Origin of the sequence: Cronobacter universalis NCTC 9529 (genome assembly GCF_001277175.1) — a bacterium.
GTDB lineage: Bacteria > Pseudomonadota > Gammaproteobacteria > Enterobacterales > Enterobacteriaceae > Cronobacter > Cronobacter universalis.
Map to the genome: position 1 here is coordinate 2,745,424 of NZ_CP012257.1, position 15,678 is coordinate 2,761,101.

General features: G+C 55.1%; 17 protein-coding genes and 1 other annotated feature. Of the genes, 10 read left to right on the forward strand and 7 right to left on the reverse strand.

Features of this window, described 5'->3' with window-relative positions:
* The first annotated feature begins 35 nt into the window (after positions 1 to 35).
* Complete coding sequence (locus AFK65_RS12730; RefSeq protein ID WP_007699376.1) at positions 36 to 815, forward strand: gamma-glutamyl-gamma-aminobutyrate hydrolase family protein; 780 nt, start codon at positions 36 to 38, stop codon at positions 813 to 815.
* On the opposite strand, the gene AFK65_RS12735 is transcribed toward AFK65_RS12730, so the two are convergent.
* Positions 799 to 1,623 carry an SDR family oxidoreductase gene (locus tag AFK65_RS12735; protein ID WP_007699379.1) on the reverse strand — a complete coding sequence of 275 codons (825 nt, stop codon included), beginning with the start codon at positions 1,621 to 1,623 and terminating at the stop codon, positions 799 to 801. The two genes, AFK65_RS12730 and AFK65_RS12735, sit on opposite strands and share 17 nt — an antisense overlap.
* A 179-nt stretch (positions 1,624 to 1,802) precedes the next feature.
* Between AFK65_RS12735 and hisL the strand changes: the two genes are divergently transcribed.
* From hisL to hisIE, 9 genes are all read left to right on the forward strand, one after another.
* Entirely contained in the window at positions 1,803 to 1,853 is a 51-nt protein-coding gene (gene hisL, locus AFK65_RS21860) for a his operon leader peptide (protein WP_071601073.1), read from the forward strand.
* Positions 1,829 to 1,951, forward strand: a sequence feature (His leader region). (Overlaps the previous gene by 25 nt.)
* A gap of 47 nt (positions 1,952 to 1,998) precedes the next feature.
* A complete protein-coding gene (hisG, locus tag AFK65_RS12740; protein ID WP_038856803.1) occupies positions 1,999 to 2,898 on the forward strand; it encodes an ATP phosphoribosyltransferase in 900 nt (299 codons plus the stop codon).
* A gap of 5 nt (positions 2,899 to 2,903) precedes the next feature.
* Positions 2,904 to 4,208 (forward strand): histidinol dehydrogenase, encoded by a 1,305-nt coding sequence (gene hisD, locus AFK65_RS12745; RefSeq protein ID WP_007699385.1) that lies wholly within the window; start codon positions 2,904 to 2,906, stop codon positions 4,206 to 4,208.
* Complete coding sequence (hisC, locus tag AFK65_RS12750) at positions 4,205 to 5,287, forward strand: histidinol-phosphate transaminase (RefSeq protein ID WP_007699388.1); 1,083 nt, start codon at positions 4,205 to 4,207, stop codon at positions 5,285 to 5,287. The genes hisD and hisC overlap by 4 nt, the downstream gene beginning before the upstream one ends.
* Positions 5,284 to 6,351, forward strand: coding sequence for a bifunctional histidinol-phosphatase/imidazoleglycerol-phosphate dehydratase HisB (hisB, locus tag AFK65_RS12755; protein WP_007699390.1), 1,068 nt, complete (start codon positions 5,284 to 5,286; stop codon positions 6,349 to 6,351). Before hisC ends, hisB begins: the two co-directional genes overlap by 4 nt.
* Positions 6,351 to 6,941 carry an imidazole glycerol phosphate synthase subunit HisH gene (gene hisH / locus AFK65_RS12760; RefSeq protein ID WP_007699393.1) on the forward strand — a complete coding sequence of 197 codons (591 nt, stop codon included), beginning with the start codon at positions 6,351 to 6,353 and terminating at the stop codon, positions 6,939 to 6,941. Before hisB ends, hisH begins: the two co-directional genes overlap by 1 nt.
* The gene (gene hisA / locus AFK65_RS12765) at positions 6,942 to 7,679 is read left to right on the forward strand and encodes a 1-(5-phosphoribosyl)-5-[(5-phosphoribosylamino)methylideneamino]imidazole-4-carboxamide isomerase (protein ID WP_038856802.1); all 738 of its coding nucleotides are present in this window, start codon (positions 6,942 to 6,944) and stop codon (positions 7,677 to 7,679) included.
* Entirely contained in the window at positions 7,661 to 8,437 is a 777-nt protein-coding gene (hisF, locus tag AFK65_RS12770; RefSeq protein WP_038856801.1) for an imidazole glycerol phosphate synthase subunit HisF, read from the forward strand. Before hisA ends, hisF begins: the two co-directional genes overlap by 19 nt.
* Positions 8,431 to 9,042, forward strand: a complete 612-nt coding sequence (gene hisIE / locus AFK65_RS12775) for a bifunctional phosphoribosyl-AMP cyclohydrolase/phosphoribosyl-ATP diphosphatase HisIE (RefSeq protein WP_007699398.1) — start codon at positions 8,431 to 8,433, stop codon at positions 9,040 to 9,042. The genes hisF and hisIE overlap by 7 nt, the downstream gene beginning before the upstream one ends.
* Positions 9,043 to 9,103: 61 nt before the next feature.
* Here the strand turns inward: hisIE and wzzB are convergent, their stop codons facing one another.
* From wzzB to wbjC, 6 genes are all read right to left on the reverse strand, one after another.
* Complete coding sequence (wzzB, locus tag AFK65_RS12780; RefSeq protein WP_007699401.1) at positions 9,104 to 10,096, reverse strand: LPS O-antigen chain length determinant protein WzzB; 993 nt, start codon at positions 10,094 to 10,096, stop codon at positions 9,104 to 9,106.
* Between the two features lie 227 nt (positions 10,097 to 10,323).
* Positions 10,324 to 11,730, reverse strand: coding sequence for an NADP-dependent phosphogluconate dehydrogenase (gndA, locus tag AFK65_RS12785; protein ID WP_007699405.1), 1,407 nt, complete (start codon positions 11,728 to 11,730; stop codon positions 10,324 to 10,326).
* A gap of 111 nt (positions 11,731 to 11,841) precedes the next feature.
* Positions 11,842 to 12,246, reverse strand: a complete 405-nt coding sequence (locus AFK65_RS12790; protein ID WP_032804741.1) for a WbuC family cupin fold metalloprotein — start codon at positions 12,244 to 12,246, stop codon at positions 11,842 to 11,844.
* Complete coding sequence (locus tag AFK65_RS12795; RefSeq protein WP_007699407.1) at positions 12,237 to 13,445, reverse strand: glycosyltransferase family 4 protein; 1,209 nt, start codon at positions 13,443 to 13,445, stop codon at positions 12,237 to 12,239. The genes AFK65_RS12790 and AFK65_RS12795 overlap by 10 nt, the downstream gene beginning before the upstream one ends.
* Positions 13,445 to 14,575: a non-hydrolyzing UDP-N-acetylglucosamine 2-epimerase gene (gene wecB, locus AFK65_RS12800; RefSeq protein ID WP_007699412.1), complete on the reverse strand. Its 1,131-nt coding sequence runs from the start codon at positions 14,573 to 14,575 to the stop codon at positions 13,445 to 13,447. Before wecB ends, AFK65_RS12795 begins: the two co-directional genes overlap by 1 nt.
* Positions 14,575 to 15,678, reverse strand: a complete 1,104-nt coding sequence (gene wbjC, locus AFK65_RS12805) for a UDP-2-acetamido-2,6-beta-L-arabino-hexul-4-ose reductase (RefSeq protein WP_007699415.1) — start codon at positions 15,676 to 15,678, stop codon at positions 14,575 to 14,577. Before wbjC ends, wecB begins: the two co-directional genes overlap by 1 nt.

Sequence of the window (15,678 nt, forward strand, 5' to 3'; positions counted from 1 at the left end):
CAGGATCTGTATCCCAGCGAAACAGGCGAGCCAGCATGACCGTAAACACACCGCCGCTCATCGGCGTATTGATGTGTCAGAGTAATCAGGACGAGCAGTTAATCTTAACGGTGGAAAATCTTTATCTGGCGCCGCTTTATCACTCCGGCGCGGTGGCCATTCCCCTGCCCCACCATCTGGCGGACGATCCGCTCTACCTGGCGGCAGCGCTGAAATCGCTGAGCGGGATTTTTCTCCCCGGCAGCCCGTGCAACATTGAGCCGCACCACTACGGCGAAGAGGCGCAGGAGGCCAGTAACGATCCGGGGCGCGACAAACTGGCGCTGATGCTGGTGCGCCACGCGCTCAATACCGGCCTGCCGCTGCTTGGTTCATGCCGCGGCGTGCATGAGATGGCCGTCGCCACCGGCGGCAAGCTCTGGCGCCAACTGCATAACGTCGAAGGGCTGCGCGAGCATGAGGTCAACCCGAACGGCAGCCCGGAGGCGAAATTCGCGCCGGTGCACGGGCTTGAGATTACGCCCGGCGGCTGGCTCGACAGCTGGGTCGCGCCCGGTGAAACCGTGCGGGTGAATACGCTGCATCAGCAGGGGATCCGCGAGGTGGGGCCCGGCGTGTTTATCGAAGCCCGCGCTGACGACGGGCTGATTGAGGCTATCAGTATCCCGGAGCACCCGTTCGCCTTCGGCGTACAGTGGCACCCGGAATGGGGCGCGCTGCACGACGAGCCGCTCTCAAAACAGATTTTCGACGCCTTTGTGGCCGCCTGCCGCGTCTGGCAGGCTGACCATCAGGCGCTTACTCCATTGGCATAACCAGCGGGTTCGGGTAGAGATACTCAAACCCCAGTTCATGGCAAATCCGGTTGCCGTCAATCAGCTTGCCTTTGGTGCCTGCCGGGCTATCGCTAAAGCGCGGCGGCGCAAGGCCAAGCTGGCGCGCCATTACCGGGTAAAACTCCGCACGCGTCGGGTGCTGCGGGGCGCAGAGGTTATAAATATGCCCGCCTTTCGGCGACTGCAACAGGAGGGTAATGGCGCCGATCACATCTTCAAGATGCACAAGATTGACGCCATGTCCGCCGTTCGGGCCCGTTTTGCCTGCAAAGAAACGCCCCGGATGACGCCCTGGCCCCACCAGCCCCGCGAGGCGCAGAATATCAACGGACGTACCTGGCAAATTGTGCAGCCACTGTTCAAGCTCTCTTAACACGCGCCCGCTTTCAGTCACCGGATTCGCCGGCGTCGTTTCTTTGCAAATCCCTTCAACCTCACCATACACCGACGTGGAGCTGGTAAAGATAATCCGCGGGATCTGATGCGCCAGCGCGCTGTCCACCACCTGCTGCACCGCCTGCAAATAATAGTCGCCGTTGCCGCCGGTACGCCGCGCGGGCAGCGTCACCACCAGCGCGTCGGCGTTAAACAGCGCCTCCAGATCGTCGCTGTCGCACACCATTTCCGGCAACAGCTCCAGCTGATAGCTTTCGATACCGCACATGCGCGCGGCTTCCACGCCGTCGGCCGTGGTTTTGCTGCCGGCGACCTGCCAGCCCCGGGCGTTAAGCGCGAGCGCCAGCGGCATGCCCAACCACCCTAATCCGACAATCGCGACCTTTTTCATTGCTTTCTCCTGCTCCGTCTTTGCGCCTGCGTCTTTTCAGGCTACGCCAGCCGCCGCGGGCTGACAATTGGTGTAGTGAATATGAAAGGTTTTAATGATGAAAAAAAGCCCTTGCCTTCTCTGCCCGGTATGGTTTACGGTTAAGACAGATTTGAATAAGCATTCAACAAGAGAATTTTATGACACGCGTTCAGTTTAACAACCACCACCATCACCATCATCCTGACTAGTCTTTCAGGCGATGTGTGCTGGAAGACGATCGGATCTTCCAGTGGTGCATGAACGCTAAGAGAGCCCCCGGAAGATCATCTTCCGGGGGCTTTTTTATTGGGCGTTGGCAGACGAATTTAACGAGATCAACAAGGATAAGGCGAGATGACAGACAACAACCGTTTACGCATAGCTATTCAGAAATCCGGCCGTTTAAGCGATGATTCGCGCGAACTGCTGGCCCGCTGCGGCATAAAAATTAATCTGCACACCCAGCGTCTGATCGCGCTGGCGGAGAATATGCCGATCGACATCCTGCGCGTGCGCGATGACGATATTCCGGGCCTGGTGATGGATGGCGTGGTCGATCTCGGCATTATCGGCGAAAACGTGCTGGAAGAAGAGTTGCTGACCCGCCGCGCCCAGGGCGACGACCCGCGCTACTACACGCTGCGTCGCCTCGATTTCGGCGGCTGCCGCCTCTCGCTCGCCACACCCGTTGACGACGCCTGGGAAGGCCCGGAAAGCCTGAATAACAAACGTATCGCCACCTCCTACCCGCACCTGCTCAAACGTTATCTCGATCAAAAAGGCGTGCAGTTTAAATCCTGCCTGCTGAACGGCTCGGTGGAAGTCGCGCCACGCGCCGGACTGGCCGACGCCATCTGCGATTTAGTTTCCACCGGCGCGACGCTTGAGGCCAACGGCCTGCGCGAAGTGGAAGTGATTTACCGCTCGAAAGCCTGCCTTATCCAGCGCGACGGCGAAATGCCTGCCGTGAAGCAGCAGCTTATCGACAAACTGCTGACCCGCATCCAGGGCGTTATCCAGGCGCGCGAATCGAAATACATCATGCTGCACGCGCCGACCGAGCGCCTCGATGAAGTGATTGCCCTGCTGCCGGGCGCCGAGCGTCCGACCATTCTGCCGCTGGCAGGCGATCAGCAACGCGTGGCGATGCACATGGTGAGCAGCGAAACCCTGTTCTGGGAAACCATGGAAAAACTGAAAGCGCTGGGCGCCAGCTCCATTCTGGTGCTGCCGATTGAGAAGATGATGGAGTGACCGCCATGACCTTTACGACGATCGTTGACTGGAATGCCTGTAGCGCGCAGCAGCAGCGTGAACTGCTGATGCGCCCGGCTATCTCAGCCTCAGAGAGCATTACCCGCACCGTGGCGGAGATCCTTGATAACGTCAAAGCCCGCGGCGACGCGGCGCTGCGTGAATACAGCGCGAAGTTTGATAAAACCGACGTGGCGGCGCTGAGCGTCGCCCCGGAAGAAATTGACGCCGCCGCCGCGCGCCTTGACGACAAGGTGAAACAGGCGATGGCGGTCGCGGTCGCGAATATCGAGAAATTCCACCGCGCGCAACAGCTCGCGCCTGTGGATATCGAAACGCTGCCCGGCGTGCGCTGCCAGCAGGTGACGCGCCCGGTGGCGTCGGTCGGGCTGTATATTCCGGGCGGCTCCGCGCCGCTCTTCTCGACGGTGCTGATGCTGGCGACGCCCGCGCGCATCGCAGGCTGCAAACGCGTGGTGCTCTGCTCTCCGCCGCCCATCGCCGATGAAATTCTCTATGCCGCGAAGCTCTGCGGCGTACAGGAAGTCTTTCAGGCGGGCGGCGCGCAGGCGATTGCCGCGCTCGCCTTCGGTACGGAAAGCGTGCCGAAAGTGGATAAAATTTTCGGGCCGGGTAACGCCTTTGTGACCGAAGCCAAACGCCAGGTCAGCCAGCGTCTCGACGGCGCGGCGATCGATATGCCTGCCGGGCCGTCTGAAGTGCTGGTGATTGCCGACAGCGGCGCGACGCCGGATTTCGTCGCCTCCGATTTACTCTCCCAGGCCGAGCACGGCCCGGACTCGCAGGTCATTCTGCTCACGCCGGACGCCGCCATGGCGCAGGCCGTGGCCGACGCCACCGCCCGCCAGCTTGAGGCGCTGCCGCGCGCGGAAACCGCCCGCCAGGCGCTCTCGGCAAGCCGCATCATCGTGGCGCGCGATCTCGCGCAGTGCGTGGCGATTTCCAACCAGTACGGCCCGGAGCACTTAATCATCCAGACCCGCAACGCGCGCGATCTGGTCGATGACATCACCAGCGCAGGCTCAGTCTTTTTAGGCGACTGGTCACCGGAATCGGCCGGCGATTACGCCTCCGGCACCAACCATGTGCTGCCGACGTACGGCTACACCGCCACCAGCTCCAGCCTCGGCCTGGCGGATTTCCAGAAGCGCATGACGGTGCAGGAGTTAACGCCCGCGGGCTTTTCCGCGCTCGCTGAAACCATCGAAACCCTGGCGGTGGCCGAACAGCTTACCGCCCACAAAAACGCCGTGACGCTGCGTGTGGCAGCCCTGAAGGAGCAAGCATGAGCATTGAAGAACTCGCGCGCGAGAACGTGCGCACTCTGACGCCCTATCAGTCTGCGCGCCGTCTCGGCGGCAACGGCGATGTGTGGCTGAACGCCAATGAATACCCGCAAGCCGTGGAGTTTCAGTTGACCGCGCAGACGCTCAACCGCTACCCGGAGTGCCAGCCGAAACTCGTCATTGAGCGTTACGCGCAGTACGCGGGCGTGAAACCTGAGCAGGTGCTGGTCAGCCGCGGCGCGGATGAAGGTATTGAGCTGCTGATCCGCGCCTTCTGCGAGCCGGGCCGCGACGCGGTGCTCTACTGCCCGCCGACCTATGGCATGTACAGCGTCAGCGCCGAAACCATTGGCGTGGAGTGCCGCACCGTACAGGCAACGGACGGCTGGCAGCTCGATCTGCCGGCGATTGCCGGACAGCTTGACGGCGTTAAAGTCATTTTCGTTTGCAGCCCCAATAACCCGACCGGCCAGCTGATTAACCCGCAGGATCTGCGCACGCTGCTGGAGATGGCGCGCGGCAAAGCCATCGTGGTGGCGGATGAAGCCTATATTGAGTTCTGCCCGCAGGCGACGCTCGCCGGCTGGCTTGGCGAATACCCGCATCTCGTCGTGCTGCGCACGCTCTCTAAAGCTTTCGCGCTCGCCGGGCTGCGCTGCGGCTTTACGCTCGCGAATGAAGAGGTCATTAACCTGCTGCTGAAGGTCATTGCGCCCTACCCGCTTTCGACGCCGGTCGCGGATATCGCCGCCCAGGCGTTAAACCCGCAAGGCATCGCCGCGATGCGCGAGCGCGTGGCGCAGGTGCTGGCTAACCGCGATGTCCTGATAGCGGGCCTGCGCGAGACGCCGTGCGTCGAGGCGATTTTCGACAGCGAAACCAACTATGTGCTGGCGCGCATCACGGCCTCCAGCGCGGTATTTAAATCGCTGTGGGATCAGGGCATTATCTTAAGAGACCAGAACAGACAACCGACACTCAGCGGCTGCCTGCGCATTACCGTCGGCACCCGCGAAGAGTGCCAGCGCGTGATTGACGCCCTGCGTGACCAACCCGGCCTTGCGGCCACGGAGCGAGTATGAGCCAGAAGTATCTCTTTATTGACCGCGACGGCACCCTGATTGCCGAGCCGCCGGAAGATTTCCAGGTCGATCGTTTTGACAAGCTGGCCTTTGAGCCGGATGCGATCCCGGTACTGCTGCAACTGCAAAAAGCGGGCTTTAAGCTGGTGATGATCACTAATCAGGACGGCCTTGGCACCGCCAGCCTGCCGCAGGCGGATTTCGACGGCCCGCATAACCTGATGATGCAGATTTTTACCTCTCAGGGCGTGCTGTTTGAAGATGTGCTGATCTGCCCGCACTTCCCGACGGACAACTGCGACTGCCGCAAGCCTAAAACAAAGCTGGTCGGGCGTTATCTCGAACCGGGCGTGATGGACGCGGCGAACAGCTATGTGATTGGCGATCGCGCGACCGACGTGGAGCTTGCGGAAAACATGGGCATTACGGGCCTGCGCTACAACCGCGCCGACCTGAACTGGGCCGCCATTGCCGAGCACCTGACAAAGCGCGATCGCTACGCGCACGTTGAGCGCAGCACCCGCGAAACCCAGATTGACGTCAAAGTGTGGCTGGACCGCGAAGGCGGCAGCAAAATCAACACCGGCGTGGGTTTCTTCGACCACATGCTGGACCAGATCGCCACCCACGGCGGCTTTCGCATGGAAATCGGCGTCAAAGGCGATCTCTATATCGACGATCACCACACCGTGGAAGATACCGGTCTGGCGCTGGGCGAAGCCCTGAAGCTGGCGCTCGGCGACAAGCGCGGCATTAACCGCTTCGGCTTTGTGCTGCCGATGGATGAGTGTCTCGCGCGCTGCGCGCTCGATATCTCCGGGCGTCCGCACCTCGAATATAAAGCCGAGTTTAATTACCAGCGCGTGGGCGATCTCAGCACCGAAATGGTGGAACACTTCTTCCGCTCGCTCTCTTACACCATGGGCGTCACGCTGCACCTGAAAACCAAAGGCAAAAACGATCATCACCGCGTCGAAAGCCTGTTTAAAGCGTTTGGCCGCACGCTGCGCCAGGCGATCCGCGTCGAAGGCGAAACCCTGCCCTCTTCAAAAGGAGTGCTGTGATGAACGTGGTGATTCTGGATACCGGCTGCGCCAACCTGCACTCGGTACAGTCGGCGGTGCGCCGCCACGGCTATGAGCCGGTCGTGAGCCGCGACCCGGATGTGGTGCTGCGCGCCGATAAACTCTTTCTGCCCGGCGTCGGCACCGCTGAGGCGGCGATGCAGCAGATCATCGAGCGCGATCTGATCGATTTAATCAAAGCCTGTACCCAGCCGGTGCTGGGGATCTGTCTCGGAATGCAGCTGCTCGGCAGCCGCAGCGAAGAGAGCAACGGGGTCGATCTGCTGGGCATCATTGATGAGCCGGTACCGAAGATGACCGACCACGGCCTGCCGCTGCCGCATATGGGCTGGAACCGCGTGTATGCCAAAGCGGGCGACCGGCTGTTTCGCGGTATCGAAGATGGCGCCTGGTTTTACTTCGTGCACAGCTACGCGATGCCGGTAAACGCCAGTACGATCGCACAGTGCACCTATGGCGAGGCGTTTACCGCCGCGGTGCAGAAAGATAACTTCTGGGGGGTGCAGTTCCACCCGGAACGCTCAGGAGCCGCGGGCGCGCAGCTGCTGAAAAACTTCCTGGAGATGTAAATGATTATTCCGGCTCTGGATTTAATTGACGGCACGGTGGTGCGCCTGCATCAGGGCGATTATGGCCAGCAGCGCGATTATGGCCGCGATCCGCTGCCGCGCCTGCAGGATTACGAAGCGCAGGGCGCGCAGCTGCTGCATCTGGTGGATTTAACCGGCGCGAAAGATCCGGCGCAGCGCCAGATCGCGCTGATTAAAAAGCTGGTGGCGGGTGTGAACGTGCCGGTGCAGGTTGGCGGCGGCGTGCGTAGCGAAGATGACGTGGCGGCGTTGCTGGATGCAGGCGTGGCGCGCGTGGTGGTCGGCTCGACGGCGGTAAAAGCGCCGCAGGACGTGCAGCGCTGGTTTAAGCGCTTCGGCGCCGACGCGCTGGTGCTGGCGCTCGACGTGCGTATCGACGACGCGGGCAATAAGCAGGTCGCCGTGAGCGGCTGGCAGGAGAACTCCGGCGTGACGCTGGAAACGCTGGTGGAGAGCTATCTCGCCGCAGGGCTCAAACATGTGCTGTGCACGGATATCTCCCGCGACGGGACGCTGTCCGGCTCGAACGTGGCGCTGTATGACGAAGTCTGCGCGCGCTATCCGCAGGTGGCGTTTCAGTCCTCCGGCGGCATCGGCGATCTTGCGGATATTCGCGCGCTGCGCGGTAGCGGTGTCGGCGGCGTGATCGTCGGCCGCGCGCTGCTGGAAGGCAAATTTAACGTAACGGAGGCGATCCAATGCTGGCAAAACGGATAATCCCCTGCCTTGACGTACGCGACGGGCAAGTCGTCAAAGGCGTGCAGTTTCGCAACCATGAAATCATCGGCGATATCGTGCCGCTCGCGAAACGCTACGCCGAAGAAGGCGCCGATGAGCTGGTATTTTATGATATCACCGCTTCAAGCGATGGCCGCGTGGTGGATAAAAGCTGGGTGACTCGCGTGGCGGAAGTCATCGATATCCCCTTCTGCGTGGCGGGCGGGATCAAAACGCTGGAAGACGCGGCGCAAATTCTCTCCTTCGGCGCGGACAAAATCTCCGTCAACTCCCCCGCCCTGGCGGACCAGACGCTGATCACCCGGCTTGCGGATCGCTTCGGCGTACAGTGCATCGTCGTGGGCATCGATACCTGGTTTGATGAGCAGACCGGTAAATATCATGTTAACCAGTATACCGGCGATGAAAGCCGCACCCGCGTGACTCAGTGGGAAACGCTGGAGTGGGTGCGCGAAGTGCAGCAGCGCGGCGCGGGAGAGATCGTGCTGAATATGATGAACCAGGACGGCGTGCGTAACGGCTATGATCTGGTGCAGCTGAAAAAAGTGCGCGAGGCGTGCCGCGTGCCGCTTATCGCCTCCGGCGGCGCCGGAACGATGGAGCACTTTCTGGACGCGTTTCGCGAGGCGAACGTCGACGGCGCGCTGGCGGCGTCAGTGTTTCACAAACAGATCATTAATATTGGCGAGCTGAAAGCGTTTCTGGCTCAGCAAGGCGTGGAGATACGGGTGTGTTAACAGAACAACAGCGGGCCCAACTGGACTGGGCAAAAACCGACGGGCTGCTGCCGGTCGTGGTGCAGCATGCGGTTTCCGGCGAGGTGCTGATGCTGGGGTATATGAATCAGGACGCGCTGCGCGAAACCGAGCAGAGCGGCAAAGTGACGTTTTTCTCGCGCACCAAAGGACGCCTGTGGACCAAAGGCGAGACGTCGGGTCACTTTCTGAATGTGGTGAGCATTACGCCGGACTGCGATAACGACACGCTGCTGGTGCTGGCTAACCCGATTGGCCCAACGTGCCATCTCGGCACCTCCAGCTGCTTTGGCGAGGCGCATCACCAGTGGCACTTCCTTTATCAGCTTGAAGAGCTGCTGGCGTCACGTAAAACCGCGTCGCCGGAAAGCTCTTATACGGCGAAGCTTTACGCCAGCGGCACCAAGCGTATTGCGCAAAAAGTGGGTGAAGAAGGCGTGGAGACGGCGCTGGCCGCGACGGTACACGACCGCGACGAGCTGGTGAACGAAGCTTCCGACCTGATGTATCACCTGCTGGTCCTGCTTCAGGATCAGGAGCTCGATCTCAGCGCGGTGATTGAAAACCTGCGCGCAAGACACAAATAGCCCTTCGGGAAACCCCCATAAAAAAAGGCCGCGCGATGCGGCCTTTTTGCTGACTGGCAGATTAACGCAGCTGGCGGGCACTGTGTTCGCGGATCGCGTTACGAACAAGCACAATCCCCGAGCCAATTAACCCGCCCAACAGTACGGCGAGGACCAGCACCAGCGCGCGCTTCGGGCTATCGCGACGCAGCGGTTCGGTCGGCTTCATCACGTAGCGATACGCATGCAGCGAAGATTCGTCGATTTTAAGCTTCGAGATATCCAGCAGATTCTGCTTGGTCTGGTAATACGCATCCGTAAAGACCAGCGGGCGCGTCGCTTCGTTTTTGATCATCGACGAGAGCGCCTCGCTGCCTAACAGGAACAGCGTATCTTGTGTGACCTCCTGCGCCTGCGGCATCTGCGGCGAGGTGACATTTGATTCCTGGGCGAATTTCAGCGCTTCAGCGATTTGTTTAATGCGCAGATCTTTCTGCTCCTGCGCCACTTTCTCCTGCGTGGAGAGCGACTCCTGCAGCTCTTTCGCACGGGCCGCCACGTTATCGGTGATGTCTTTGTTCAGCTCTTTGGCAATTTGCTCATCAACCAGCTGAATGTATTCCGCCAGCTTTTTCTGCGCCGCCTGCGCGGTTGCCCCCTGATAAGTGACTTTCAGCGGCAGCGGCTGGCCTTTTACCGCCGTATCGATAGTCAGCTGTTCAGGCTCCTGCTGGTTTTGCAGCGTTTCCGACAGGGCGGAAAACGCAGAGCTGAAGCGCCCTACCACGCGCTGCTGCACGTCGGTGACGTTCGGCGCGTTAGTGCCATACAGGATATTCATGGCGTTGTTGTAACCGGCAATCTGGCCGGCGTCCGGCATCGTCACGATAGCGGTCGACGTCCATTTTTCTTTCGCGACGAAAAGATAAAGCACGGCCAGAACAATCATCACGATAATCGTCGCGATGATGGTGACTTTTCCCCTCCAGAGTTGCATCAGAAGGTCGATCAGATCGATTTGTTCCGGGTTCCCATTGCTGTGCTGTAAAACGTCACCCTGAAATTCTTTGCTCATAGAGTCCTTGTTTGTCATCTAATTATTATGAGAAAGCCACACCAGCCATGAGTGTAGATGCAAGCCATAATGATTGCATAGCGAAGCGCAAAAGAGAGCTGGGAAAAGACTGAAAAACAATGCGCTTACTGGCTACAGTTAAGGCGGCGGATAGCGCCTGGTGCTGACATCAGACGTAAAAAAAGCCCGGCGAAAACACCGGGCTTATCTTACAAATCAGTAAACGATTATTCCATCCACTCGGTGTGGAATACGCCTTCTTTATCGGTGCGCTTATAGGTGTGCGCGCCGAAGTAATCGCGCTGCGCCTGAATCAGGTTTGCCGGCAGCACCGCAGAGCGGTAGCTGTCGTAGTACGCGATGGCAGCGGAGAAGGTCGGGGTCGGAATACCGTTCTGAACGGCGTAGGCCACCACATCGCGCAGCGCCTGCTGGTAATCATCAGCCGCTTTCTTGAAGTACGGCGCCAGCAGCAGGTTCGCGATGGACGGGTTCTCAGCGTACGCGTCCGTGATTTTCTGCAGGAACTGAGCGCGGATAATGCAGCCCGCACGGAAAATCTTCGCGATTTCGCCGTAGTTCAGATCCCAGTTGTGCTCTTCAGACGCGGCACGCAGCTGAGAGAAGCCCTGCGCGTAGGAAACGATTTTACCGAGGTACAGCGCGCGGCGGACTTTCTCGATGAACTCGCCTTTATCGCCTGCGAACGGTTTCGCCTGCGGGCCGCTCAGCACTTTGGAGGCTGCGACACGCTGCTCTTTCAGGGAGGAGATGTAACGCGCGAAGACCGATTCAGTGATAAGAGACAGCGGTTCGCCGAGATCCAGCGAGCTCTGGCTGGTCCATTTACCGGTGCCTTTGTTCGCCGCTTCGTCGAGAATCACGTCAACCAGGTATTTACCGTCTTCGTCTTTTTTGGTGAAGATGTCTTTAGTGATATCGATAAGGTAGCTGCTGAGCTCGCCTTCGTTCCACTCGGCGAAGGTTTTCGCCAACTCTTCGTTAGACAGGTTCAGACCATGTTTCAGCAGTGAGTACGCTTCAGCAATCAGCTGCATATCGCCGTATTCAATGCCGTTATGCACCATCTTCACATAGTGACCCGCGCCATCCGGACCGATATAGGTTACACACGGCTCGCCTTCCGCTACGGCCGCGATCTCTTTAAGGATCGGCGCAACCAGCTCATACGCTTCTTTCTGACCGCCAGGCATGATGGACGGGCCTTTCAGGGCGCCCTCTTCGCCACCGGAGACGCCAGTGCCGATAAAGTTGAAGCCTTCAGCCGACAGTTCGCGGTTACGACGGATAGTGTCCTGGAAGAACGTGTTGCCGCCATCGATGATGATGTCGCCTTTTTCCAGATACGGCTTGAGGGAATCGATGGCCGCATCAGTACCCGCGCCTGCTTTCACCATCAGCAGGATACGGCGCGGGGTTTCCAGCGACTCGACAAATTCCTGAACGGTATAATAAGGAACCAGTTTTTTGCCTGGATTTTCGGCAATCACTTCTTCGGTTTTGTCACGGGAGCGGTTGAATACGGAGACGGTATAACCACGGCTTTCAATGTTGAGCGCCAGGTTGCGCCCCATGACTGCCATACCGACGACGCCGATCTGTTGCTTGGACATTACATACTCCTGTCAGGTGTGGTCACCGCGACTTGTGCGCGGCTTGAAAATGTATTGAAAATGTTAACTCATGATGCACACATGTAGATAGCGGAAGATGCGTTTCAGCTCTCACCAGTGCGGGAAGGCTTTCGCGTAAGCGGGATCGAATGGACCTTCTTTAACCTCCATCATTATGGCCTTCTCACTGACGCACTCGACACTGTGTATGTCGCCTGGAGAAAGTTCAACGATGCTCACCCCAGTACCTTCACCTGCAAGAAATCGAGTGAGTATTTCCCCTTCACTATTGAAAAGAGTTACTTGTATCTGGCCCTGTAAGATCGTGAACATTTCCCATTGCTGAGGAAGCTCATGGTAGTGAGGTTCGACATAACTTCCTCTGACCATCGCTATCAGCAAGCGCTGTACTTTGTCCTGATGGGAATGATGGAGCAACAAATGCGATCGCAAACGTTCAGAACTTTTTGCTTGTTCAAAAAGCACATCTAATTGCGAAGTTTCAATCAGGCGCATTGCGAAGCCTCCAGACGCATAACAATAGCCTGAGCAGCAGAATGCACTGAAAACTGTTCTTTTAACAAGGTATGCGCTCCTGCTCCCATTTGCTGGCGTAATGTGGCATCCATGAGTAACAACTTAGCGGAGTGATAAAGTTTGTCATCTTCACCATTCACATGGATAAAACCAGCGTTGTTATCATTGACAGTATCAAGCAAATCATTGCCAACATTAACACTACCTAATATCGGGAGTGACTCAACCATATATCCCAAGAGTTTCCCTGGAAAATTATGCGCTGAGTGTCTTGCTGAAAGAGAAAACAGACCGATATCCATTTCCGACAAAATAAATTTAAAAGCGTCTTGTTTAACGGAAGGCAAATAAGTGAAATTTTTTAAATTCCACTTTTTTGCTAAATTATTAATCAACTCGACTTCATCGCCCTGCCCGATAAAAAGAAAATGAGCTTGCGGATGAATACTCATCTTACGTGCAAGCCGCAAAAGATTAGACATATCTTGTGCATGCCCAATATTTCCACCATAAAAAAAGATAACTTTATCTTCAAGTCCTAGTCTTTGGCGGAGAGAAACATAATTTTCCGGTAATGTTACAGGTTCAAGTGAAGCCCAGTTCCTTAATACTTCACACGGATAGCCTTTATTGAGATTGCGGAAAAGCTCAAGATTCTTTTCAGACATGAGCCCTATTCGATCTGCATGTGCATAAGTTTTCTTTTCGAATAAACGAAAATATTGCGCTATCACAGAGTCGTTTTTTATCATGCCCGCATCGATGACCCATTGAGGGAACAAATCACGTAAGATGAGATAAGCCGGACACTGACAGTGAGCCTTGATTTTTTTTACAAGCCCCCCCCAAAAAATAGAGGGGGAGTAATAAACAATCCCATCAAAAGTATCGTGTTGCACACGATTTTTAATTGAACGCCATGCTCGCCATGAGAGCAACGTTTCATTGATTGCGCGCAGAATTTTATTCACATCTTTAAGAGCGCCACTTTTAAAACGCCACGTTGTCACACCATCTACGTTATCTACTGAAAGCGCTTTATTGATAGTTGTATCTGGTGTAATTACGGTTACGTCATGTCCGTTTCTTAAAAACTCCTGTGCTAGCTCATGAAACATTTTAGCGCCAACGCGTGTACTATTGGGCAAATAATCGTCTATGATTAACGCAAGCTTCATTAATATTCTTTCCAGACCACTCTTTTAACGTAATCAGTATAGGACTGAATAATCCTGACAACTTTGTCGGATACATTTGGCATAGAATAATCACTTACCTGTCTTAATAAGCGTTCTTCACCGCGTGGCTGGGCAGATAAGATTTCCAGAGCCTGTAATACACGATTGCATTCAAGTCCAACCATCATCACCGAGGCTTCTTCGAAGCCTTCCGGGCGTTCGTGAGCTTCGCGAATATTTAATGCTGGAAAATTCATAATAGACGACTCTTCCGTAATCGTTCCGCTATCAGACAGGACAGCTCTGGAATTTTTTTGCAAATGATTATAGTCGTGAAAACCCAGAGGTTTTAGCAATTGAATATTGGGGTGGAATTCAATACCTTGCTCGTTAATGCGTTTACGAGTCCGTGGGTGGGTCGATACAATGACGGGCAAATCATATTTTTCAGCGATGGTATTAAGAATGGTGGCTAATTTAACCAACTGCTTAGGTGAGTCGACATTTTCTTCGCGATGTGCACTGATAACAAAAAATTCTCCCACACGTAAGTTCAGGCGAGACAGCACATCAGAGTTGTCGATTTGTGGCATATAGTAGGAAAGTACTTCAAACATGGGGCTGCCGGTTTTAATGATTCTGTCCGGAGGCAGACCTTCAGCAAGGAGGTACTCACGCGCAATATCACTATAGGTCATATTAATATCGGCAGTGTGATCGACAATACGACGGTTAGTTTCTTCAGGAACGCGCTGATCGAAACAACGATTACCCGCTTCCATATGAAAAATTGGGATCTTACGGCGCTTAGCGGGAATGGCAGAAATACAGGAATTAGTATCACCCAAAACAAGCATTGCTTCAGGCATTTCTTTTTCAAGTACTTCGTCAACCTTTATGATGACTTGTCCAATTGTTTCCGCCGCATTTTTACCAGCAGCATTTAAAAAATAATCTGGCTTACGTACACCTAAATCGTTGAAGAAAACTTCATTTAATTCATAATCATAATTCTGGCCAGTATGAACAATGATATGTTCACAATATTGATCCAGCTTTGCTAAAACGCGTGATAACCGAATGATTTCTGGTCGGGTACCAACAACTGACATTACTTTCATTTTAATCATTATAAAGCTCTCGCTATCGTATCGGGCTGTTCACGGTTAAATATTTCATTAGCCCAAAGCATCACAATAAGCTCATCAGAGCCAATATTCGTTATATCGTGCGTCCATCCGGGTACTGTTTCGACAATCCTGTACTCCTCAGACGATACGTAGAGTTCATGACGCTCGCCCGTAATAACGTGTTGAAACTTGAATAGCGCGCTACCACGAATGACAAGGAACTTTTCATTTTTAGAATGATGATAGTGTCCACCGCGGGTGATACCTGGATGTGCCGTGAAAAAAGAGAATTGGCCTGTGGAAGGCGTCTTTAGCATTTCGCAGAAAACACCACGCGTATCTTCATACGATGGGATCGTATAAGAAAAATGCTCAACCGGTAAATAACTGAGCCATGTTGAATAGAGTGCGCGGACAAAGCCTGTCCCGACTTCCTCAGTTATGAGAGTATTTCGACTTTCCTTGAACCGATAAAGTAAATCAGCGACATCACCAACCGTTGTTGAATACACTGGTTTCACTTCCTGATAGCCACTCTCGATATCATCGGTAAGAAGCTTAATGGCATCAGTGCATACATCATCTATATAAACGAGATTAACAACGGCTGCAGGATTATTAATTTTAATATCAATATCGTGAGCCAGATTATAGCAAAAGGTTGCTACAAAAGAATTGTAGTTAGGTTTACACCATTTACCAAAAACATTTGGATAGCGATAAATAAAATAACTAGCTCCGCTGACCGCGGCATATCTAATAATATGTTTTTCCGCAGCCGCTTTGCTTTCTCCATATGGATTGTCCAGCTCGGCCTGTATGGATGAACTCACCATTACAGGGATGCTTCGCTCGTTAGCCAGCAAGATATCAACTATTTGACCAGTTAAATTACTATTCCCTTCAGCAAACTCGTCAACGCATTGAGGTCTGTTTATACCTGCCAGATGATAGACAAAATCAACTTCTTTGAGACCGTTTTCGAGTTCTTGATAAGAGCTATTACGATCAATCTTGATAAGGTCAATGTAACCTGATTCTTGCAAGCGTAAACACAAGTTACGGCCAATGAAACCATCAGCTCCAGTTACAAGTATTTTCAT